The 20,399-nt window shown below is 66.8% G+C and carries 20 protein-coding genes; 11 read left to right on the top strand and 9 right to left on the bottom strand.

All coding sequences use genetic code 11. The features are described 5' to 3' along the window. Positions 1-209: 209 nt before the first annotated feature. Entirely contained in the window at positions 210-674 is a 465-nt protein-coding gene (locus ABLE92_RS20250; RefSeq protein WP_348806592.1) for a nuclear transport factor 2 family protein, read from the bottom strand. Between the two features lie 10 nt (positions 675-684). Further along, on the bottom strand, positions 685-1,872 hold the full coding sequence (locus ABLE92_RS20245) for a cytochrome P450 (RefSeq protein WP_496560830.1): 1,188 nt from the start codon (positions 1,870-1,872) through the stop codon (positions 685-687). A 421-nt stretch (positions 1,873-2,293) separates the two neighbouring features. Between ABLE92_RS20245 and ABLE92_RS20240 the strand changes: the two genes are divergently transcribed. After that, positions 2,294-3,457, top strand: a complete 1,164-nt coding sequence (locus ABLE92_RS20240; protein ID WP_348806590.1) for a steroid 3-ketoacyl-CoA thiolase — start codon at positions 2,294-2,296, stop codon at positions 3,455-3,457. A 3-nt stretch (positions 3,458-3,460) separates the two neighbouring features. Further along, positions 3,461-3,940: a nitroreductase family deazaflavin-dependent oxidoreductase gene (locus ABLE92_RS20235; protein WP_348806589.1), complete on the top strand. Its 480-nt coding sequence runs from the start codon at positions 3,461-3,463 to the stop codon at positions 3,938-3,940. Positions 3,941-4,123: 183 nt separating this feature from the next. Here the strand turns inward: ABLE92_RS20235 and ABLE92_RS20230 are convergent, their stop codons facing one another. Then, entirely contained in the window at positions 4,124-4,765 is a 642-nt protein-coding gene (locus ABLE92_RS20230) for a TetR/AcrR family transcriptional regulator (protein WP_348806588.1), read from the bottom strand. 174 nt (positions 4,766-4,939) lie between these two features. Between ABLE92_RS20230 and ABLE92_RS20225 the strand changes: the two genes are divergently transcribed. Together ABLE92_RS20225 and ABLE92_RS20220 are read left to right on the top strand one after the other, a co-directional pair. Beyond that, the gene (locus ABLE92_RS20225) at positions 4,940-6,196 is read left to right on the top strand and encodes a cytochrome P450 (protein ID WP_348806587.1); all 1,257 of its coding nucleotides are present in this window, start codon (positions 4,940-4,942) and stop codon (positions 6,194-6,196) included. A gap of 95 nt (positions 6,197-6,291) precedes the next feature. Next, positions 6,292-7,443 (top strand): DUF5685 family protein, encoded by a 1,152-nt coding sequence (locus tag ABLE92_RS20220; protein ID WP_348806586.1) that lies wholly within the window; start codon positions 6,292-6,294, stop codon positions 7,441-7,443. 23 nt (positions 7,444-7,466) lie between these two features. On the opposite strand, the gene ABLE92_RS20215 is transcribed toward ABLE92_RS20220, so the two are convergent. Continuing rightward, positions 7,467-9,413 (bottom strand): heavy metal translocating P-type ATPase, encoded by a 1,947-nt coding sequence (locus ABLE92_RS20215; protein WP_348806585.1) that lies wholly within the window; start codon positions 9,411-9,413, stop codon positions 7,467-7,469. Positions 9,414-9,472: 59 nt separating this feature from the next. Here ABLE92_RS20215 and ABLE92_RS20210 point away from each other — a divergent pair, with 59 nt between their 5' ends. After that, positions 9,473-9,829: an ArsR/SmtB family transcription factor gene (locus ABLE92_RS20210; RefSeq protein WP_348806584.1), complete on the top strand. Its 357-nt coding sequence runs from the start codon at positions 9,473-9,475 to the stop codon at positions 9,827-9,829. Between the two features lie 234 nt (positions 9,830-10,063). Here the strand turns inward: ABLE92_RS20210 and fadD8 are convergent, their stop codons facing one another. After that, the gene (gene fadD8 / locus ABLE92_RS20205) at positions 10,064-11,701 is read right to left on the bottom strand and encodes a fatty-acid--CoA ligase FadD8 (RefSeq protein WP_348806583.1); all 1,638 of its coding nucleotides are present in this window, start codon (positions 11,699-11,701) and stop codon (positions 10,064-10,066) included. 151 nt (positions 11,702-11,852) lie between these two features. Here fadD8 and ABLE92_RS20200 point away from each other — a divergent pair, with 151 nt between their 5' ends. Continuing rightward, positions 11,853-12,509 (top strand): GNAT family N-acetyltransferase, encoded by a 657-nt coding sequence (locus tag ABLE92_RS20200; RefSeq protein WP_348806582.1) that lies wholly within the window; start codon positions 11,853-11,855, stop codon positions 12,507-12,509. 64 nt (positions 12,510-12,573) lie between these two features. On the opposite strand, the gene ABLE92_RS20195 is transcribed toward ABLE92_RS20200, so the two are convergent. From ABLE92_RS20195 to ABLE92_RS20185, 3 genes are all read right to left on the bottom strand, one after another. Next, positions 12,574-12,945: a DUF8021 domain-containing protein gene (locus ABLE92_RS20195; RefSeq protein ID WP_348806581.1), complete on the bottom strand. Its 372-nt coding sequence runs from the start codon at positions 12,943-12,945 to the stop codon at positions 12,574-12,576. Between the two features lie 70 nt (positions 12,946-13,015). Further along, positions 13,016-13,915, bottom strand: coding sequence for an SDR family oxidoreductase (locus tag ABLE92_RS20190; protein ID WP_348806580.1), 900 nt, complete (start codon positions 13,913-13,915; stop codon positions 13,016-13,018). Between the two features lie 78 nt (positions 13,916-13,993). After that, complete coding sequence (locus tag ABLE92_RS20185) at positions 13,994-14,794, bottom strand: SDR family oxidoreductase (RefSeq protein WP_348806579.1); 801 nt, start codon at positions 14,792-14,794, stop codon at positions 13,994-13,996. Between the two features lie 92 nt (positions 14,795-14,886). Here ABLE92_RS20185 and echA20 point away from each other — a divergent pair, with 92 nt between their 5' ends. The 5 genes from echA20 to ABLE92_RS20160 all read left to right on the top strand — a co-directional run bounded on the left by echA20 (position 14,887) and on the right by ABLE92_RS20160 (position 19,199). Beyond that, positions 14,887-15,657, top strand: coding sequence for a (7aS)-7a-methyl-1,5-dioxo-2,3,5,6,7,7a-hexahydro-1H-indene-carboxyl-CoA hydrolase (gene echA20, locus ABLE92_RS20180; RefSeq protein ID WP_348806578.1), 771 nt, complete (start codon positions 14,887-14,889; stop codon positions 15,655-15,657). Between the two features lies 1 nt (position 15,658). After that, positions 15,659-16,618: a CoA transferase subunit A gene (locus ABLE92_RS20175; protein ID WP_348806577.1), complete on the top strand. Its 960-nt coding sequence runs from the start codon at positions 15,659-15,661 to the stop codon at positions 16,616-16,618. Then, entirely contained in the window at positions 16,615-17,391 is a 777-nt protein-coding gene (locus tag ABLE92_RS20170) for a CoA-transferase subunit beta (protein ID WP_348806576.1), read from the top strand. The genes ABLE92_RS20175 and ABLE92_RS20170 overlap by 4 nt, the downstream gene beginning before the upstream one ends. A 1-nt stretch (position 17,392) precedes the next feature. Then, complete coding sequence (locus tag ABLE92_RS20165; RefSeq protein WP_348806575.1) at positions 17,393-18,484, top strand: NAD(P)H-dependent flavin oxidoreductase; 1,092 nt, start codon at positions 17,393-17,395, stop codon at positions 18,482-18,484. Positions 18,485-18,548: 64 nt separating this feature from the next. Continuing rightward, on the top strand, positions 18,549-19,199 hold the full coding sequence (locus ABLE92_RS20160) for an NAD(P)-dependent oxidoreductase (RefSeq protein WP_348806574.1): 651 nt from the start codon (positions 18,549-18,551) through the stop codon (positions 19,197-19,199). Positions 19,200-19,266: 67 nt separating this feature from the next. On the opposite strand, the gene ABLE92_RS20155 is transcribed toward ABLE92_RS20160, so the two are convergent. After that, positions 19,267-20,310 carry a TY-Chap domain-containing protein gene (locus ABLE92_RS20155; protein ID WP_348806573.1) on the bottom strand — a complete coding sequence of 348 codons (1,044 nt, stop codon included), beginning with the start codon at positions 20,308-20,310 and terminating at the stop codon, positions 19,267-19,269. Positions 20,311-20,399: the final 89 nt, after the last annotated feature.

Raw genomic sequence — 20,399 nt, 5'->3', positions numbered from 1 at the left:
CCCCCACTTTCTCTGTCCTCCGCCGGGAACTCCCGAAGAGCGAGTCGATTCCTGGGGGAGGAACGTTCCTCCCCCGGAAATCGCGTCGTCGGCCAGAAACTGCCGGCCGACGAAACGAAAAGTGGGGGAAGAAGATTCTTCCCCCACTTTCAGCGGAACCGAGCCGAGCCAAACTCAGCCGTCCACCCCAAGCCTGTGAGAGGTACCGCTCAGGCCGGACGAACCGAGTTGATGGTCTTCTCGACCTCCCAGAAGGCCCGCAGCGCAGACAGTTTGCCGTCATCGCCGGCCCGGTAGGTGAACACCCCTCGTGCCTCGGAGATGTGACCGGCGATGTGCGTCACGATCTTTCCGATGTAGGCCACCTCGTTGCCACAGATGATCTCCTCGTCGAAGACGAACTCGATCTTCTCCGTCGTTCCGATCGACAGATCCCAGAACTCCGAGATCCGTTGATGCCCGGTGAATCCCACTCCCTCGGCGTCGAACATCGACGGTCCGACCGGGTCCTCGACCGTGGCGTCGGCGGCGAAGTTGTCCACCCAGGCCTGCTTGTCCCGGGTTTCGACGAACTCGCGTGACCGCTGTCCGGCGACGACCGCCGGGTGATTCTCCCGGTCGATGTTCAGGTACGCCGGGCCCTGCTGGGCCCCAACCTCTTTGGCTGTTGTCATGGAACGGCTGTCACTTCGTCCCGTAGTCGACCTGCAGTTCCTTGACACCGTTGATCCAGCCGTGCCGCAGCCGGCGGGGCACCTCGAGGCGGGTGATGTCGGGAACGAGATCGGCCAGCGCGTTGAACATCAGGTTGATCTCCATGCGTGCGAGGTTGGCGCCCACGCAGAAATGCGCTCCGTTGCCGCCGAATCCGACGTGCGGGTTGGGATCTCGCAGGATGTTGAACGAGTACGGGTCCTCGAAGACGTCCTCGTCGTAGTTGGCCGATCCGTAGAACAGGCCGACGCGCTCCCCTTCGGCGATGTCGACGCCACCGATCTGGGTGTCCCGCTTGGCGGTGCGCTGGAAGCAGTTCACCGGTGTCGCCCATCGGACGATCTCGTCGACGGCGGTGGCCGGACGATCCCGCTTGAACAGCTCCCACTGATCGGGATGTTCGAGGAAGGCGTTCATGCCGTGACTGATCGCGTTGCGGGTGGTCTCGTTGCCGGCGACGGTGAGCAGGATGAAGAAGAACCCGAACTCGGTCTCGTCGAGGCTCTGGCCGTCGATGTCGGCATTGACCAGCACCGAGACGATGTCGTCGACGGGATTGCGGCGACGCTCCTCGGCCATCGTGTAGCCGTAGCCGAGAATCTCGGCCGACGCCATCTGCGGATCCTCGGCGAAGTCGGGATCGTCGTAATTCATCATGTTGTTCGACCAGTCGAACAGCTTGACGCGGTCGGCCTCGGGCACGCCGAGCAGATCGGCGATCGCCAGCAGGGGGAGGTCGACGGCGACGTCGTGCACGAAGTCGCCGGTTCCCCGATCCGCGGCCTGCTTGACGATGGTCCGTGCCGCGTCGTCGAGCTTGTCCTCGAGGGCCTGGACCGCGCGCGGGGTGAAGGCCTTGGAGACCAGCTTGCGCAGCCGGGTGTGATCCGGCGGATCGTGGTTGATCAGCAGCGCCTTGGTGACGTCGAGTTGGTCCTGCGGCATGTCGTCGTCGAAGCGCATGATGACGCCGTTGCTCGCCGTGGACCAGTCGGCGTTGTTCTTGGAGATCTCGCGGATGTGCGCGTGCTTGGAGACCACCCAGTAGCCGCCGTCGTGGAAGCCGCCACCCTTGCCGGGCCGCTGCGCGTTCCACCAGACCGGCGCCGTCTTGCGCAGCGCCGCGAACTCCCGCACCGGCAGCCCGTGTTCGAGCAGCTCAGGGTTGGTGAAGTCCCATCCCTCCTGCTGCGTGAAGGCGAGGCTGTTCGCCCCCTCCGCAGATGAAGCGCCTGCTGACGATTCCTCTGCGGAAACGTTGACGGTCTTGACCACTGTCACACCACCTGTCGTTTCCTGCGTGAGATGAGATCCGGTTTCGGTCTCATGTGTGACCCACGGTACACACGTACACCAGCCAAGACGAGAACTCGTTCTACTTTTTTCTGGACGATCGCCCCAGACGAGCGTCCCTTTTGTGATTTGGGCGACCGTCCCAGTCCGTGATTACAGGACTGATGTCCAGGGATGATCGAGATATCGCCACCGGCGGCTTCCTCCGCATCCGCAAGACCTGGACTCAAACTGAAACATGTTCTAGTTTGGGCGGAGAAGTCGGTAACCTCGAAAGGACTTGACCATGGGCGTCCCGGTGATCGTCGAAGCGGTGCGGACACCGATCGGTAAGCGAGCCGGCTGGTTGTCGGGCCTGCATGCCGAGGAGTTACTCGGCCTCACCCAACGCGGCCTGCTCGAGCGGGCCGGGATCGACCCCGCCCTCGTCGAGCAGACCATCGGCGGATGTGTGACGCAGGCCGGCGCCCAGGCCGGGAACATCACCCGGAAGGCGTGGCTGTCGGCGGGCCTTCCCGAGCAGACCGGGGCGACGACCATCGATTGCCAGTGCGGGTCGGCGCAGCAGGCCAATCACCTCATCGCGGGCCTCATCGCCACCGGCACCATCGACGTCGGCGTCGCCTGCGGGGTGGAGACGATGACGACGGTGCCCCTCGGCGCCAACGTCGGCACGTCGGCCGGCCCCTACCACGCCGATTCGTGGAACGTCGACATGCCCAACCAGTTCGAGGCGGCCGAGCGGATCGCCCGGCGACGCGGGATCACCCGGGACGACATCGATGCCCTCGGCCTGCGCAGTCAGCAGAATGCGCGGAAGGCCTGGGACGAAGGCCGCTTCAATCGAGAGGTGTTGAGCCTCAAGGCACCTGAACGTACCAAGGACGGCGAGTTCACCGGCAACGTTCTCGACGTGACGCGCGATCAGGGACTGCGCGACACCACACTGGAGACACTCGGCGCACTGAAGCCGGTGATCGACGGGGGAATCCACACCGCGGGAACGTCATCGCAGATCTCCGACGGTGCCGCGGCCATCCTGCTGATGGACGAGGCGAAGGCGCGGGACCTCGGCCTGACCCCGCGGGCCCGGCTTCGCGCGCAGGCGCTGGTCGGTGCGGAACCGCATTTCCATCTCGACGGTCCGGTGCAGGCGACCGAACGGGTGCTGGCCAAGGCCGGAATGTCGTTGTCCGACCTCGATCTCGTGGAGATCAACGAGGCGTTCGCATCGGTGGTGTTGAGTTGGGCACAGGTACACGGCGCCGACATGGACAAGGTGAACGTCAACGGCGGTGCCATCGCCCTCGGACATCCGGTGGGCAGCACCGGTTCTCGCCTGATCACGACGGCCCTGCACGAACTGGAACGGACCGACAAGCAGACAGCGCTGATCACCATGTGTGCCGGCGGCGCCATGGCGACCGGCACGATCCTCGAACGCATCTGATCCGTGGACGCCAACAACCGTCCCGACCAACTGGATTCGCCGGTCGTAGCGAAGCTGATCAAGGTGGGTTCGCGGTTCAACACCGCGATCTATCGGATCAGCGGTGGCCGGCTCGGCAACAAGTGGCGCATCGGTGCCGGTTTTCGCAAGCCGGTGTCGGTGTGCCTGTTGACGACCACGGGCCGCAAGTCCGGCAAGCCGCGTACCGCCCCACTCCTCTATCTGCGCCGCGGAAAGGATTTCGTCGTCGTGGCGTCCCAGGGCGGCCTGGCGAAGAATCCGGCGTGGTATCTGAATCTGCGGGACAACCCCGAGGTGACGATCGAGGTGGGACGCGATCGTCACGAACTCACCGCGCGGACCGCCGACGCCGCCGAGCGGGATGAGTTGTGGCCGCAGCTCGTGGAGCTGTATCCGGACTTCGACACCTACGATGCCTGGACGGAGCGGACCATTCCGGTGGTCATCTGCGAACCGCGCTGAGGTCCGCTCCCGTCCAACGAATGTCACCGCCGGAGCGGACCATTCCGGTGGTCATCTGCGAACCGCGCTGAGGGCGACCGGTCAAGCGAGCCCCGTCCGATGGTCGAGCCGGGCGAAGCGAAGCTGAGTCCGCGTCGAGACCTCCCACACCGGCGCTGGACAGCTCACCACCGCCAACCACACTCAGCGAGAACGCATCTCGCCGATCTCGGCCGAAACTGTCGTAGGCATCGCCCGGACCGCGGCACCGAGCCACCGGTCGAGCAGCTCGCGACGGCCGGTCTCGGAGCGCTTGTCGTCGCCGGGGTCGATGATGAGTGACTGCAGTGTGCGTAGCACGATTTCGACGATGAGTTCCTTGTCGGCGTCGGTGTAGCCGCGGCCGGCCCAGTCGACGTCCATCCGATCGACCATGGTGTGCGCGAACACTCGTGCGCCGCCGGAGGTGATCTCCCCGATCACCGGGAGACTCTGATGTCCGGGCCGCAGCAGGATGCCCATGTATCGGTCCTGCGCGACGGAGTCGAGGACGGCGAGCACACCTTCGATGATGGCGACGTCCGGTTCGGTGACGCCCGCCAGTCGGGCGGCGATTCCGTCGAGGAAGCCGCCGACGGCGTCGATGGCGGTCGCGGCGAGAAGGGCTTCGGTGCTGGGGAAGTAGCGGTACACGGTTTGCCGGGTGACGCCGAGCAGGCGTGCGACGTCGGCGAGTTTGGTCGCCTCGCCGCGTTCGTCGATGACCTCCCGCGTGGCCGAGAGGATCCGGGCCACGGCTTCGTCGTCGGTGGCCGGAGGGCGACCAGACCATCCATGTGTGCGCATCAGCGTCCCTCGTGTCCCGTCCGCCCCATGGATGCTCACCCTAGCGCGTCGGTCCTTGATCGGGTCTCGGATCTGTTGACCATACGGACTTGAATAGGTGTATGGTGAAGTGACTCACGACACATCATTTGGCGGATTTATGCACGGCTCGCGATCCGCGCCGGGAGGACAACCATGACCGCAGCCACCACCTGCCCCTTCGGTCCGGGCTTCGACTTCACCGATCCCGACCTGCTCGAGCGGGGCCTACCCCTCGACGAGTTCGCACAGCTACGTCGCACCGCCCCGGTGTGGTGGAACGCCCAGGCGCCGGGCACCGGCGGCGGATTCCATGACGGCGGCTTCTGGGTGGTGTCCAAGCATCAGCACGTCCGCGAGATCTCGAAGAACTCCGCGCTGTGGTCCACCAACGCCAACGGCGCGATCATCCGGCTACCCGAGTACGTCACGGCCGATCAGATCGAGTTCACCAAAGCCCTTCTCATCAACCATGATCCGCCGGAGCACACTCGTTTGCGCAAGATCATCTCGCGGATCTTCACGCCCAAGGCCGTCGGCGCGCTGGAAGAGCGACTGCACGACACCGCCCGCCGGGTCGTCGAGGAGGCCGCGGCACGCGATACCGGAAACTTCGTCGACGACATCGCGATCCACCTTCCGCTGCAGGCCATCCTGGACCTCATCGGGGTGCCGATCCCCGATCGCCCGCGGATCCACGAACTCGTCGACGCCATCATCAACTCCGACGATCCCGATCAGACCATCGAACCGACCGTCGCCAACGCCGAACTCCTCGGCTACGCCTATCAGATGGCCGAGGAACGCCGCAAGAATCCGGCCGAGGACATCGTCACCACCCTCGTGCAGGCCGACATCGACGGTGAGGCGCTCGACGAGATGGAATTCGGGTTCTTCGTCATCCTGCTGATGACCGCCGGCAACGAGACCACCCGCAACGCGACGACGCACGGCATGAATGCCTTCCTCGACCACCCCGACGTCTGGAAGTTGTTCCGTGACAACCGGCCCCGGACGGCCGTCGACGAGATCCTACGCTGGTCGACCCCGGTCAACGCGTTCCAGCGCACCGCCCTGGCCGACACCGAACTCGGCGGGGTACCGATCGCCAAGGGCCAGCGCGTCGGCCTGTTCTATAGTTCCGCCAACTACGACGAGGACGTCTTCGACGATCCATTCACGTTCAACATCCTTCGAGATCCCAATCCGCACTTGGCCTTCGGTGGCAACGGTGCACACTTCTGCATCGGCGCGAACCTGGCCCGGCTGGAACTGAACCTGATCTTCGATGCGATCGCCGACGTTCTGCCGGACATCTCGCGCGTCGGCGAGATGCGTCGGGTCCGTTCGGGCTGGCTGAACGGGGTGAAGGAGCTACCGGTCCGCTACTCCGCCTGTCCGGTGGCGCACTGAGGCTCCGCGTAGGGAGGCCGACCGGGTACGCCATCCGACGGACCCGTCGGCACGCTCCGCTGGTGGACGTTCACGCGAAGTGATTGGATGTCGCCATGTTCGGGGTCCTGCAACCATGCCGCCACACACTCGACGATGAACTCGCCGACCTGTGGCGCGCACATCTGTGTGGATTGTGCCTGGAACTGCGCGATTCCCACGGGCAGGCCTCGCGGCTGACCACAAACACCGATGCGGTGATGATCTCGGTGCTCACGGCTGCGCAGCGCAGCGTCCCAGCCGAGCTGACCACCGCCGGACGATGCCCGCTGCGGGGGATGCGTCGTGCCGAAGTCATGGTCGGCGCGGAGCCGGGAATTCGATTGGCCGCCACCGCCTCCCTGACCCTGGCCGCGGGCAAGGCCGCCGACATCCCCGCCGAACAGACCCACGGCCTGGCACCACGCTCCCGCGTCCGCGCAGCCGCCGCCGGAGTCGCGGCGCGGCGACTGCACCGTGCCGCCACCAGGTCCGCGTCGTCGTCGACGGACCTGTCCATCGACGACATGATGGCCACCCTGGCCCGCCAGGCCGACATCGAATCCACTTCCACCGACCTACACGAGATCCTGTCGCCCGCCACCCAGGTCTGCGCCGACGTCTTTGCCGCGACCGCCGACGCCGCCGGGGTTCCGGGCAATCGCGATCACCTCGCGGCGATCGGCGCCGATTTCGGTGCGATCGCCCATCTGCTGGACGCCGTCGACGACTACGACACCGACCTCACCGAGGGCGTCTTCAATCCGCTGCGCGCCACCGATACCGATGTCGCGTCGGCACTGGCCGACTGCCGACGACTGGCCAAGGCCATCCGCCGACGCTACGACCTGCTCCACCTCGACGATGACCGACTGCTGCGCGCGGTACTCCTCGACGGGCTACACCGTGCCATCTCCCGACGCTCACGTAGCCACGGGCTTGTTTCGCTGTGCCACAACCACTCCCCGGAGTCCGCCTACCCCAATCCCACCGGCTGGCCGCCGTTCCCGCCCCCGGACTATCCCGAATCATGGCCGTACCCACCACCTTTCCGGCCCAACCGCGGGTTTCTCGAGCGCCTCGGACCGTTCGTGTGGACCACCTGCTCGGGCCAGGCCTGCTGCACCGACCACTGGAATCACTGCAGCGACAAGTGGAAGAACGAGTGCTGCGACTGCGATGATTGTGATTGCGACTGCTGCGATTGCGACTGCTGCGATTGCCCCTGAGGACACGCGCTTGCGCTCTGGTGTCAGTGATCCGACGGCCACGCCCGTGACGACAGCAGCCGAAGCCCGTTCAGCGCCACAATGACAGTGGAACCCTCGTGACCGGCGACCCCGAGTGGTAGCGGCAGATGCCCTACGAGATCCCAGGTCACGAGCACCGCGATGAACGTCGACGCGATGACGAGGTTGGCGATGACGACCCGTCTCACGCGGCGCGCCAGCGAGAGCACCGCCGGTACGGCGGCCAGGTCGTCGCGGACGATCACCACGTCAGCGGTCGCCAGTGTGAGGTCGGCACCGATGCGGCCCATGGCGATTCCGACGTCGGCGGTCGCGAGGGCGGGCGCATCGTTGATGCCGTCGCCGACCACCGCGACCCGGACGGCGCCGTCCTCCCGCATCTTGTTGACCGCGTCGACCTTCTGTTCCGGCAGCATCTGCGCACCCACCCCGCGGATGCCGACCGAATCCGCAATATGCTGCGCCGCAGCGTGATTGTCACCGGTCAACAGGACCGGGATGGTGCCCGTCACCACCGTGATCGCACCGACGACGTCGCGTGCGCCGGACCGGAGCCGGTCATGCAGCCCGATCACGCCGATGACCTCGCCGCCGACACGGACACCGACACCGGTTCCACCGAGCTCATCGATCATGGAGCGGGGCACCATGATTCGTGGATCATCGGCGACCTTCTCGGCGGCGACAACCTCGATGATGCGGCCATCGAGGGTGGCGTGGACGCCGACGCCGGGCCGCGATCCGAAGTCGGTGACGTCGGCGACGGCGACTCCTTGCTCGCGTGCGGCGGCGACGATGGCCCGGCCAAGCGGGTGCTCGCTGTGTTGCTCCGCGGCGGCCGCCAACCCGAGAACCTCGGTAGCGCCGGCGCTTCCGATCGCGACGACGTCGGTGACGGTCGGCCGACCGGTGGTCAACGTCCCGGTTTTGTCCAGCGCGACCCGACCGATGTCGGCGAGTTTCTCCATGATCACCGCGGACTTCACCAGCACACCGCGGCGCCCGGCGGTCGCGATCGCCGAGAGCAGCGGAGGCATCGTGGCCAGCACCACCGCGCACGGCGACGCGACGATCATGAAGGTCATGGCGCGCAACAGGGTTGGCTGTAGGTCGGCACCGAACGCCAGCGGAATTCCGAAGAGCGCCAGGGTGGCGCCGACCACCACGACTGAGTACACGTGCTCGACCTTCTCGATGAACAGTTGGGCCGACGCCTTGGTGGCGCTCGCCTCTTCGGCCATCGCAACGATGCGTGCCACCACCGTCTGTCCGGGCGGGGTGTCGACGCGAGCCCGTAATGCCCCGGTGCCGTTGAGCGTTCCGGCGTAGACCGTCCCGCCACTGGTGGTGGCCACCGGGAGGGGTTCGCCGGTGATCGAGGACTGGTCGACGTCACTGGCCCCGTCGAGCACGGTGGCGTCAGCGGCGATGCGTTCTCCGGGGCGGATCGCGATCACGTCACCGACCCGCAACGCCGTGGCGTCGACGACGGTTTCCGCGCCGTCGGCGTCGATGCGGGTGGCCTGTTCGGGGGTGAGATCGAGGAGGCTGCGCACCGAATCCTCGGTGCGTCGCGTGGCGACGTCCTCCAACGCGCCGGAGGTGGCGAAGATGACGATGAGCAGGGCACCGTCGAAGATCTGCCCGATCGCGGCGGCCCCGATGGCGGCGACGATCATCAACAGGTCGACGTCGAGCGCACGCCCACGCAGCGCGAGCAAGCCCTCGAGTGCCGGTTCCCATCCCCCGGTCACGTAGCAGGCCAGGTAGAGCGCCCACATCAACCACGTCGGGCCGCCGGAGAGTTGCACGGCCAGGCCACCCAGAAACAGCATCGTCGCCGCCACGGCCCACCGCACCGAGGGCACCGCCCACAGCCCCGACCACCATCGACGACGCGGGACTCCACTGGAACGCGGCACCGACAACACGCACACATCACTCGACATATGCAGAAGACTACACATGTAGATATGTACATATATTGTGGATGTGGTTGACTCGATCCATGGGTCACGGAGTGCAGGGCAGATCGACGCCGAGCGCCTCGCTGGATGCCGCGTCGGCCGCCACCGTCGCCGAGACCCTGCAGGCGTTGGCCTCCCCCAATCGCCTACTGATCCTCACGCAGTTGCGGAACGAACCGTGCACCGTCACCGAACTGGCCGAGGCCGTCGGGATGGAACAACCCGCGGTCTCGCACCAGCTACGCCTGTTACGCGCACTCGGCCTTGTCGTCGGCACCCGAAACGGCCGCAGTGTCACCTACAGCCTCTACGACTCACACGTCGCGTCGCTCCTCGACGAAGCGGTGTACCACATCGAGCACCTGCGCCTCGGGGATCGCGGGCACGACACCGCGTAGTCCCCGGCACGCTTCCGTCGAGTGGGCGCTGTTCCCCGTCGAGTGGGCGCTGATTTCAGTCGAGTGGGCGCTGATTTCAGTCGAGTGGGCGCTGTTCCTCGTCTAGAGGGCACCCGCAGGCTCGTCGGATCAGCCTCTCAACGCACAGTCGACACGAAAGCACGCACACTCAACGCGAAACGGCGCACAGTCGACGGAAAAGGACGCCCACTCAACGCAACCGGGACGCTGCGCTCAGCCCACACCCCGCTCCGAGGCGTCCCAGAACCGTGCGCGCAGCGCCTTCTTGTCGGGCTTGCCGAGGGCGGTCAGCGGCAGCGATTCGGCGAAGATGACCTGTTTGGGTGATTGCACCGCACCCTTGCGCGCCTTCACCGACTCCTGGATCTCGGCGGTGATAGTCGCGCGTGCCGCATCGTCGGCGGCGGCGTCGGACCGCAGCACGACGACCGCGGTCACCGCCTCACCCCACTTCTCGTCGGGGACTCCGATGACACCGACCTGGGCGACCGAGGGGTGTTCGGCGACAACATCTTCCACCTCGCGCGGGAAGACGTTGAAACCGCCCGTGACGATCATGTCCTTGGTGCGGTCGACGATGTACCAGAAGCCGTCCTCGTCCTCACGGGCGACGTCGCCGGTGCGCAGCCAGCCGTCGCGGAAAGTGTCGGCGGTTTGTTCCGGCAGGCCCCAATACCCGCCGGCGAGAAGCGGTCCCGCGACACAGATCTCGCCCGGTTCACCCGGCGCGACCGGGGCGTCGTCGGGGCCGAGCAGCGCGGTCCGCAGAAAGGCAGACGGCCGACCACAACTGGCGAGCCGACGCGGGTCCTCCCCCGGACCGGGATGATCGTGCTTGCCGAGATAGCTGATCACCATCGGCGCCTCGGACTGCCCGTAGTACTGCGCGAAGATGGGCCCGAATCGTTCGATCGCCTCGGCCAGCCGCACCGGATTGATCGCCGACGCACCGTAATACACGGTTTCCAGAGACGACAGATCGCGGGTCTTCGAATCCGGATGATCGAGCAGTGCATACAGCATCGACGGCACCAGCATGGTCGCGGTGATCTTCTTCTCCTCGATGGTGCGCAACACATCCGCCGGATCGAACTTGGCCAGCACGATCATGGTGCCGCCCTTCATCAGCGTCGGCACGAAGAAGGCGGCGCCCGCATGTGACAACGGCGTGCACATGAGGAACCGGGGGCGTTCGGGCCACTCCCATTCGGCGAGCTGGATCTGCGTCATGGTGGCCATCGCCGACGCGGTACCGATGACGCCCTTGGGTTTTCCGGTGGTGCCACCGGTGTAGGTGATGGACACGATGTGATCCGGCGGCAGCGGTGCCGCGGTCAGCGGGCGCGGCGAGAACGTGTCGGCCTCGGCGATCACATCCCGGCCGTACGCCGACAACGCCTCCGGCACCGGACCGAGCGTCAGCACCTGCTTGAGACTGTCGACGCGTTCCACCAGCGCGGCGGCCCGTTCGACGAACATCGGCACCGGGTCGATGACGAGGGTGGTGACGCCGGCGTCGGAGAGGACGTAGGCGTGGTCGTCGAGCGACCCCAACGGATGCAGGGCGGTGCGTCGCCACCCTTGCGTCTGGCCGGCACCGATCACCAGCAGCACCTCGGGGCGGTTGAGCGCCAGCAACCCGACTGCCGACCCGGATCCGGCTCCCAGAGATTCGAAGGCCTGGACGTATCGGCTGACGGCGTCGGCCATCTCACCGCCGGTCAATTCGACGTCGCCGAGCTCGAGAACCTGGTGGTCGCGGTGCCGACGCAGGGCGGCGACCATCAGATCGCCGAGGTGCACTCCGGTGCGCAGTGGGTCGAAGTCGGTCGCTGAGCTGTCCACAGTCATGACCCCAAGACTAGGACGTGTTCCAGAAATGGGAAAGGGCAAGCCGCCACGAATTCCGTATGACGTGCATGAATACACCCCATGTAGCGTCAGATACACACTAGAACGTGTTACACATCCTACTTACCGGTAGCTCACTAGGATCGACGTCATGACAGATCTGGACCTGGCCACCACCCGCCGCGACATCACCGATGCCCTTCTGACCGCGCTCGAACGCCGCCACGAGGTCCTCGACACCATCGTCGAGGCCGACGATCACGACGAGGCGGTCGCCGCCCTCGCCACCCTGCTGGACAAGTCTCAGCTCGGCGCCGAGGCGATCCTCGACATGAAACTCGATCAGCTCACCAAGAGCGAGCGCCGCAAGAATCAGGCCGAACTCGACGACCTCAACAACGCGCTGACCTTCACCCTCGCCGAACGCCCGGCCAGCAGCGGCGACACCCTGGACCTGCGGCCGTTCGCCCTCGAACTCGACGCCGATCTCTTCGCCGTGCGCACCGAGGAACTCGGCGTCGCCGGCGACGGCTCGGGCGCCCCCGCGGGTGATCTCGACGACGAGCTGACCAAGGCCACCGACCGCGTCGAGAAGGAGGAGGCCGTCTGGCTGGTCGCCACCGAGGGCGACGCGAAGGTCGGCTTCGTCTTCGGCGAGCTCACCTCCGGCGAGGTGGATGTGCGTATCTGGATTCACCCGGAGCACCGCAAGCACGGCTACGGCACCGCGGCGCTGCGCAAGTCCCGCTCGGAGATGGCCGCCTACTTCCCGGGTGTCCCGATGGTGGTGCGCGCCCCGGGCGCCTGAACCCCGACTCTTGTCACGAACGCGGCTCGCCTTCGCGGGCCGCGTTCGTCGTCTCCGCGAGCAGTCAGTCCACCCGCCGCGGCACCCCGAAGCGGGCGACGATGGCCCGGATGCGCAGATCCTCGTCGACGACGAACGTCTCCGAGACGGGCGCCGCAAGCCCCGCGACCTTCGGTCGCACATGCACGAAGTAGCGCGTGGTGACGCTGTGCCCGTCGACGGTGGCCTCGAATCCGCTGATCCTCATGATCACCCGGAACTGGGGCCCGCGTTCCAGACTCTTCGCGATGTGCGGACCGTTGCGGCCGGTCTTGATCCCGAACTCGACGCGGGTGCAGTCCGGGTGCAGGGACACCCCGGATGCGTCGTGCGACACCAGCGCGTCGACGTAGGCTTTGGCGGCCGCGACCCGTGACTGTTCGACGGACTCGGTCATTGATCCCCAGATCTGTTGTGGCCGGACGTAACTCGGTGATGCTACCTGCGTCGTCAGCGCGCCCTGCCGGTCAGCGCGCGCCGTACACCGGCATCGGCACCGGTGCCTTGTCCAGGATCTCGGCGATCACCGGCCCCAGTTCCGACGGCGACCACCGATCCCCCTTGTCGCGTTCGACGCTACGCTGCCAGCCGTCGGTGACCGAGATCTTGCCGCCCTCGACCTCGAATACGCGGCCGGTCACCGACCCGGATTCGGGCGAGGCCAGCCACAGCACGAGCGGCGAGATGTTGGCCGGGTCCATCGCGTCGAAGGAGCCGTCGGCCGGCGCCGCCATCTGCGCGGCCATCTCCTCGCCCGCCCCGAGCGTCATCTGGGTGCGCGCCGCCGGCGCGATCGCGTTGACCGTCACCCCGTACCCGCCCATCTCGGCGGCCGCCTGGACGGTGAGCGCGGCGATACCCGCCTTGGCCGCAACGTAATTGCCCTGCCCGACCGACCCGAACAAACCCGCACCGGACGAGGTGTTGACGACCCGCGCGGCGCGCGGCGCACCCGACTTCGATTGCGCCCGCCAGTATTCCGCGGCGTGACGCAGCATGACGAAGTGCCCCTTGAGATGCACGCGGATCACCGCGTCCCACTCGTCCTCGGACATCGACACCAGCATCCGGTCGCGCACGAAACCGGCGTTGTTGACCAGGATGTCGAGCGCACCGAACTCGTCGACGGCCGTCGCGACGATGCCTGCCGCGGTCTCCCAGTCGGCCACATCACCCGGTGCCGCCACCGCAGACCCGCCGGCCGCCCGGATCTCTGCGACGACGGCCTCGGCGGCCTCGGGCACGAAGTCGTTGACGACGACTTTCGCCCCGTCGGCGGCGAACGCCAGCGCGTGCGCCCGGCCGATCCCCTGGCCGGCCCCGGTCACCACGACCACCCGTCCGGCGTTCAATCCCGCATCACCCACGATTGTTCCCTTTCGATGACATCCGGAAAGTCTTGAAGCTCGAGCATGTTTCGCGCGAGGTATGAGTGCCGACGACCCTCAGCCGTCGTTACCCGCGGTGGACGCGGCCAGGAACGCCGGCCGCTCGCCGCCGCCGTGCACCGTGAGGGTGGAGCCGGTGATGTAAGCAGCCAACGGCGACAACAGAAATGCGGCCGCGGTCCCGACGTCGGCGGGCCGGGCCATCCGGCCCATCGGGATGGTGCGCCCGACCGCGGCGACACCGTCGTCGTCGCCGTAATGCAGGTGTGCCTGTTCGGTTTCCACCGGACCGGCGACGACCGAGTTGACGCGCACCCGCGGTGCCCATTCGACGGCGAGCGATCCGGTCAGGTTGTCCAGGCCCGCCTTGGCCGCCCCGTAGGCGGAGGTTCCCGGCGACGGACGGTGCCCGCTCACACTCGAGATGTTCACGATGGCACCGCCGCCCTCCTGCGTACGCATGACCGCATGCGCGGCACGCGCGACGATCAGCGGCGCGACGAGGTTGAGTTCGATGATCTTGGTGGCGAATCGTGGCGACGCGTCGGCGGCGAGAGCGAACGGCGACCCACCCGCGTTGTTGACGACGCCGTCGACGCGACCGTGCTCGGCGACGATCCCGGCGAGCGTGTCGGCCACCGCATCCTCGTCGCGCACGTCGCAGGCGGCGAAACCGGCACCGGCCACCGCGTCGAGGGCGTCGTTGCGATGCCGGGCGCATGCCACCGGGATCGCCCCGAATTCGGCCAGGACCCGCACGATGCCCAGGCCCACGCCGCGCACACCGCCGGTGACCAGGACGACCTTGCCGGTCAGCCCCAGATCGAATCCGCTGCTCGCACGCACCGTCGCCGTCATGGGTGCTACCCTACCAAACAACCAAGCACTTGCTTGGTTGGATCTCCAGATCGTTCTGGTGACCCAAGTCCGCTCTGCCGAGAGGAGCACGCGTGCCGATCACCACCACACGCACCGCCACCGGGGTCGTCACCGTCACCGTCGACTTCCCGCCGGTCAACGCCCTGCCGTCGGCGGCCTGGTTCGAACTCGCCGAGGAGATCACCTCCCTCGGTGAGCACCCGGAGACCCACGTCGTCGTCCTGCGCGCCGAGGGCCGCGGCTTCAACGCCGGCGTCGACATCAAGGAGATGCAGGCGACCGACGGCTTCGATGCGCTGATCGCGGCGAATCATGGTTGTGCGGCCGCCTTCAGCGCCGTATATGACTGCGCGGTCCCAGTGGTCGTCGCGGTCAACGGTTTCTGCGTCGGTGGCGGTATCGGCCTCGTCGGCAACGCCGACGTGATCGTCGCATCCGAGGGGGCGGTGTTCGGGCTGCCCGAGGTCGACCGCGGAGCACTCGGCGCCGCAACACATCTCGCCCGCCTGGTACCACAGCACATGATGCGCACCCTCTACTACACCGCGCAGAACGTCACGGCCGAACAGTTGCTGCACTTCGGTTCGGTGTACCGGGTGGTACCCGCCGACGAACTCGATTCCGCCGCAACCGAGGTGGCCGAGAAGATCGCGGCGAAGGACACCCGGGTGATCCGCGCCGCGAAGTCGGCGATCAACCACATCGATCCGGTCGACGTCAAGGCGAGCTACCGGCTCGAGCAGGGCTACACCTTCGAGCTCAACCTGGCCGGGGTGGCCGACGAGCATCGAGATGCGTTCGTGGCCACCGGAAAAGCACTCAACACGACAGGACATTCCTGAGATGACGGCGGCACCCGCGAATTCGACACCCACCACTGCGACGCCCACCACTGCGACACCCACCGACAAGACCAGCACCCTCGACGACGTCATCGGCGAATTGCGTGACGGGATGACCATCGGCATCGGCGGATGGGGATCACGACGCAAACCGATGGCACTGGTCCGGGCCCTCGCCCGCTCCGACGTGAAAGACCTTACCGTGGTCACCTACGGCGGACCCGACCTCGGATTGCTGTGCGCCGCAGGCAAGGTCCGCCGCGCCTACTACGGGTTCGTCTCGCTGGATTCGGCGCCGTTCTACGATCCGTGGTTCGCCCACGCCCGTACCACCGGTGCCATCGAGGCCCGTGAGATGGATGAGGGCATGGTCAAGTGCGGGCTGCAGGCCGCGGCCGCACGGCTGCCGTTCCTGCCGATCCGAGCCGGCCTCGGTTCGGATGTCCTCGCCTTCTGGGAGGGGGAACTCAAGACCGTCGAATCGCCCTACTCCGATGACGACGGCCGCACCCAGACCCTGATCGCCATGCCGGCGCTGCGACTCGACGCCGCGTTCGTCCATCTCGATCTCGCCGACTCCCGCGGCAACGCCGCCTACACCGGTGTCGATCCGTACATGGATGATCTGTTCTGTGCGGCCGCCGCGCGCCGCTACCTGGAGACCGATCAACTCGTCGACACCGAGGTCCTGGTCAAATCCGTTCCCACCCAACGATTGTTGCTCAATCGGATGAATGTCGACCGTGTGGTGCACGCTCCGAACGGCGCCCACTTCACCTTTGCCGGTGACTACGGCCGCGATGAGTCGTTCCAACGGTTCTACGTCGAATCGGCGAAGGACCCCGAGACGTGGGCGGCGTTTCATCGTCGCTTCCTCGACGTCGACGAGGCCACCTATCAGCGTGAGGTGACCGCATGGCGCACCGAACAGGAGAACGCGAAGCCGGAGGAATCGAAATGACCACCGCGAACACCGCTCCCACCGAGGTCATCGAGGTCACCCGCGCCGAGTACTGCGTCGTCGCCTGTGCCGAGATCTTCCGTGGTGCGGGCGAGATCATGGCCTCCCCGATGGCTCCGACCCCGCTTCTGGGAGCACGTCTGGCGCGGTTGACCTTCGAGCCCGATCTGTTGATCACCGACGGTGAGGCGCTGATCCTCGCCGACACCCCGGCGATTGGGAAGACCGGTCCCATCGAGGGCTGGATGCCGTTCTCCAAGGTGTTCGACGTCGTCGCGTCCGGCCGACGTCATGTGATCATGGGCGCCAATCAGATCGACCGCTTCGGCAACCAGAACCTCTCCGCATTCGGCGCGCTGCAGAAACCCAGCCGGCAGATGTTCGGGGTGCGCGGCGCGCCGGGTAACACCATCAACCATCCGACGAGTTACTGGGTGCCCCGGCATACCGCGCGGGTGTTCTGCGATTCGGTCGACATCGTCGCCGGAATCGGTTACGACAAGCTCGATCCCGACAATCCGGCGTTCGATGACGTCGACATCCACCGGGTGGTCACCAACCTCGGGGTCTTCGATTTCGGCGGGCCCGATCACACGATGCGGGCCCTGTCGCTGCATCCGGGGGTGAGTGCCGACGAGGTCGCCGAGAACACGTCGTTCGAGATCGCCGGCCTCGCCGACGCCCCGCCCACTCGCGAGCCGTCCGAGGAGGAACTCACCCTGATCCGGGATGTCCTCGATCCCAAGGGTGTTCGCAGTAAGGAGGTGCGCTGACATGAGTGCCGCCGGACGCGCCGCCGCGCTGTCGACCCGCTTCACCGACCTCGTCGGCATCGAGTACCCGATCGTGCAGACCGGAATGGGCTGGGTGTCGGGGCCGTCGCTGACGTCGGCGACATCCAATGCCGGCGGGTTGGGCATCCTGGCCTCGGCCACCATGACGTTCGCCGAACTCGAAGCGGCGATCGCCAAGACGAAGTCGTTGACCGACAAGCCTTTCGGGGTGAACATCCGCGCCGACGCCACCGACGCACCGGCGCGCATCGATCTGCTGATCCGCGAGAAGGTGAAGGTGGCGTCGTTCGCGCTGGCACCCAAGCAGGACCTGATCGCCAAGCTCAAAGACCTTGGGGTGGTGGTGATCCCGTCGATCGGCGCGGCCAAACACGCCGTCAAGGTGGCGTCCTGGGGTGCCGACGCGGTGATCGTGCAGGGCGGTGAGGGCGGCGGGCACACCGGTCCGGTGGCGACCACCCTGCTGTTGCCGTCGGTCCTCGACGCGCTCGCCGCCAACGGTTCGGACATGCCGGTCGTCGCGGCCGGCGGATTCTTCGACGGCCGCGGTCTGGCCGCGGCCCTCGCCTACGGCGCCGAGGGTGTGGCCATGGGCACCCGCTTCCTGCTCACCTCGGATTCGGCGGTGCCCGATGCGGTCAAGCAGGAGTATCTGCATCGCGGACTCGGCGACACCGTCGTGTCGGTGAAGGTCGACGGGATGCCGCACCGCGTGCTGCGCACACCGCTGGTCGACGCACTGGAGAGCGGCAGCAGCGTCAAAGCCCTGGTGGCAGCGGCACGCAACGCCAACGAGTTCAAGCAACTGACCGGGATGAAGTGGACGACGATGCTCCGCGACGGCCGCGCGATGCGCAAGTCCGGCGAACGCAGCTGGCAGCAGATCATCATGGCCGGCAACACCCCGATGCTGCTGCGCGCGGGACTCGTCGAGGGGGACACCAGTGCCGGAGTGCTCGCCTCCGGACAGGTGGTCGGCATGATCGACGACCTGCCCAGCTGCGATCAACTCATTCAGTCGATCATGGGTCAGGCGCACGAACGGTTGAAGGTGCTGGGGGCGTTGGGCTGAGAGGTCGACGCGAAATACGTCACTCATCGGAATACCGACACACAGATCCTTCGTTTTGCGAAGTATGAGTACCACGATCAGCATCTTCGGAGGCACCGGATACGCCGGTGGACACATCGCCGCCCAGGCGGCCCGACGCGGCCACCAGGTGACCTCGTACAGCCGTCACGGCGCACCCGGGCAGCCCGTCGACGGCGTCACCTACAAGACCGGTTCGCTGACCGACGCCGACCTGGTCAACCGGGTCGGCGTCGACTCCGACGTCCTGGTCATCGCGGTACACGGCGCCGACGTCGACGGACATCCGCTGGTCGAGCTCGTTCCGGAGATCACCAGGGCCGCCATCGCCGGCGGTGCCCGCGTCGGTGTGGTCGGCGGTGCCGGTAGCTCGCTGGTCGCCCCGGGCGGCCCTCGCCTCGTCGACACCCCGGAGTTCCAGGACGCCTGGAAGCCCGAGGCGCTCGCGCACGCCGACGTCCTCGACGCCCTGCGTCAGAGCCCGGCTGAGCTCAACTGGTTCTACGTCTCCCCCGCCGCCCTGTTCGGGTCGTTCGCGCCCGGTGAGGCCACCGGCTCCTATCGCACGGGCGGCGACGAGTTGGTGACCAAGGAGGACGGCAGCTCCGAGATCTCCGGCGCCGACTTCGCGGTCGCGTTCGTCGACGAGATCGAACAGCGCCACCACGTCCGGCAGCGGTTCACCACCGGTCACTGACGGTCGGTCGTCGCCCGACCAGCGGATGGACTCGACACGACCGAGCGGCCGCAGGGGAGCCGACCGGTCAGCCCCCGGCTTCGGTGACGTGCATGCCGTAGATGGTGAACAGACCACCACCGAAGGGGCCCTCGGACACGTAGTTGGTACGGCACAGCAGCAGACCGGGGGCGTCGTCACCGCCGAACTCGGGAAGCACCGCGCCGTAGGCCTTCAACGTCGCGGCCACCCGCTCCGCGATGACCCGTGAATCGGCCACCGGATCGGTATGAATCGACGCCCAGTCGGAGTTCGGGTCGTCGTTCAGGGTGGTCCAGCCGAGCGCGGTCATCGTCGCGTCGTCGGGGCCGCCCCATCCGCGTGCCGCCTCGGCGAACAGGAAGCCGTCCTCGTCGTCGATGAGGAACCGTACGTAGCGTTCGCCGTGGCCTTCGGGGGCGAAGATGATCGACATGCCGTCGCCGAGCACCCGCAGATCCCGCGCCAGCGTGCGAATCGAGTACTGGATCGAGTCCGCGAGGTCGGCCCAGTTGGTGACGATCCGTACGCCCGGGAACATCATGCCGTCGAGGTTCTCTTGCGGTCCGGGCCCGGTGACCAGCCACAGCGGCGACAGTGGCGCATCATGGGCTCCGTCGCCGTAGTCGACGTTCTTGTACCACTCGTGTTCGAACTCCTTGGACGGGTAGAGCACGAGTTCGATTCGGCCCGAATCGAACTCGACCGAGTAGGTGGTTCCCGTCGGCCCGTGGTCCGGTCTGCGCCACTGTCGGAACACGCCACCGGACATCGAGTCGTAGCCACCGAGCAATTGGGCCGGCTCGCCGAGAACGCTCTCGGTGGCACGCACGCAACGTTCGAGGTCGCCGCTGTCCGTGTTGTCGGCGATTCGCACGGCGAGCGCCGTGTACCCATCTCGGCGATTCGACGACGTCAACGTCGCGCCGAGCCATGGCGGGGTCGTCTCGACCGCCGTGCGGTACGCATCGTCACCGGGGATCCACCATTCCTGCCTGTCGAGGAACCGGCGCACCGGAAACTCCGACCAGTCCCCGAGATCGGCCGCCGACATCAGCCGCAGCAGTCGCACATAGTTGTCGATGTCGATCATGGTCCCCCGATTCAATGAGCTCGTGAATGTCCACCGAGCCGACATCCTGACACGACACCGGAGCGGTCAGCGCTGACTGTCTGTCATAT

Origin of the sequence: Gordonia oleivorans (assembly GCF_040044975.1) — a bacterium.
GTDB lineage: Bacteria > Actinomycetota > Actinomycetes > Mycobacteriales > Mycobacteriaceae > Gordonia > Gordonia oleivorans.
Note: the sequence above shows the minus strand (reverse complement) of the source record. Positions and strands in the feature narration are given on the sequence as shown.

Excerpts from the sequence above, each read along its gene's own strand:
- ABLE92_RS20250 (WP_348806592.1), bottom strand. The coding sequence starts at position 674 with ATGACAACAGCCAAAGAGGTTGGGGCCCAGCAGGGCCCGGCGTACCTG.
- ABLE92_RS20240 (WP_348806590.1), top strand. The coding sequence starts at position 2,294 with ATGGGCGTCCCGGTGATCGTCGAAGCGGTGCGGACACCGATCGGTAAG.
- ABLE92_RS20230 (WP_348806588.1), bottom strand. The coding sequence starts at position 4,765 with ATGCGCACACATGGATGGTCTGGTCGCCCTCCGGCCACCGACGACGAA.
- ABLE92_RS20225 (WP_348806587.1), top strand. The coding sequence starts at position 4,940 with ATGACCGCAGCCACCACCTGCCCCTTCGGTCCGGGCTTCGACTTCACC.
- ABLE92_RS20220 (WP_348806586.1), top strand. The coding sequence starts at position 6,292 with ATGTTCGGGGTCCTGCAACCATGCCGCCACACACTCGACGATGAACTC.
- ABLE92_RS20215 (WP_348806585.1), bottom strand. The coding sequence starts at position 9,413 with ATGTCGAGTGATGTGTGCGTGTTGTCGGTGCCGCGTTCCAGTGGAGTC.
- ABLE92_RS20210 (WP_348806584.1), top strand. The coding sequence starts at position 9,473 with ATGGGTCACGGAGTGCAGGGCAGATCGACGCCGAGCGCCTCGCTGGAT.
- fadD8 (WP_348806583.1), bottom strand. The coding sequence starts at position 11,701 with ATGACTGTGGACAGCTCAGCGACCGACTTCGACCCACTGCGCACCGGA.
- ABLE92_RS20200 (WP_348806582.1), top strand. The coding sequence starts at position 11,853 with ATGACAGATCTGGACCTGGCCACCACCCGCCGCGACATCACCGATGCC.
- ABLE92_RS20195 (WP_348806581.1), bottom strand. The coding sequence starts at position 12,945 with ATGACCGAGTCCGTCGAACAGTCACGGGTCGCGGCCGCCAAAGCCTAC.
- ABLE92_RS20185 (WP_348806579.1), bottom strand. The coding sequence starts at position 14,794 with ATGACGGCGACGGTGCGTGCGAGCAGCGGATTCGATCTGGGGCTGACC.
- ABLE92_RS20175 (WP_348806577.1), top strand. The coding sequence starts at position 15,659 with ATGACGGCGGCACCCGCGAATTCGACACCCACCACTGCGACGCCCACC.
- ABLE92_RS20170 (WP_348806576.1), top strand. The coding sequence starts at position 16,615 with ATGACCACCGCGAACACCGCTCCCACCGAGGTCATCGAGGTCACCCGC.
- ABLE92_RS20165 (WP_348806575.1), top strand. The coding sequence starts at position 17,393 with ATGAGTGCCGCCGGACGCGCCGCCGCGCTGTCGACCCGCTTCACCGAC.
- ABLE92_RS20160 (WP_348806574.1), top strand. The coding sequence starts at position 18,549 with ATGAGTACCACGATCAGCATCTTCGGAGGCACCGGATACGCCGGTGGA.
- ABLE92_RS20155 (WP_348806573.1), bottom strand. The coding sequence starts at position 20,310 with ATGATCGACATCGACAACTATGTGCGACTGCTGCGGCTGATGTCGGCG.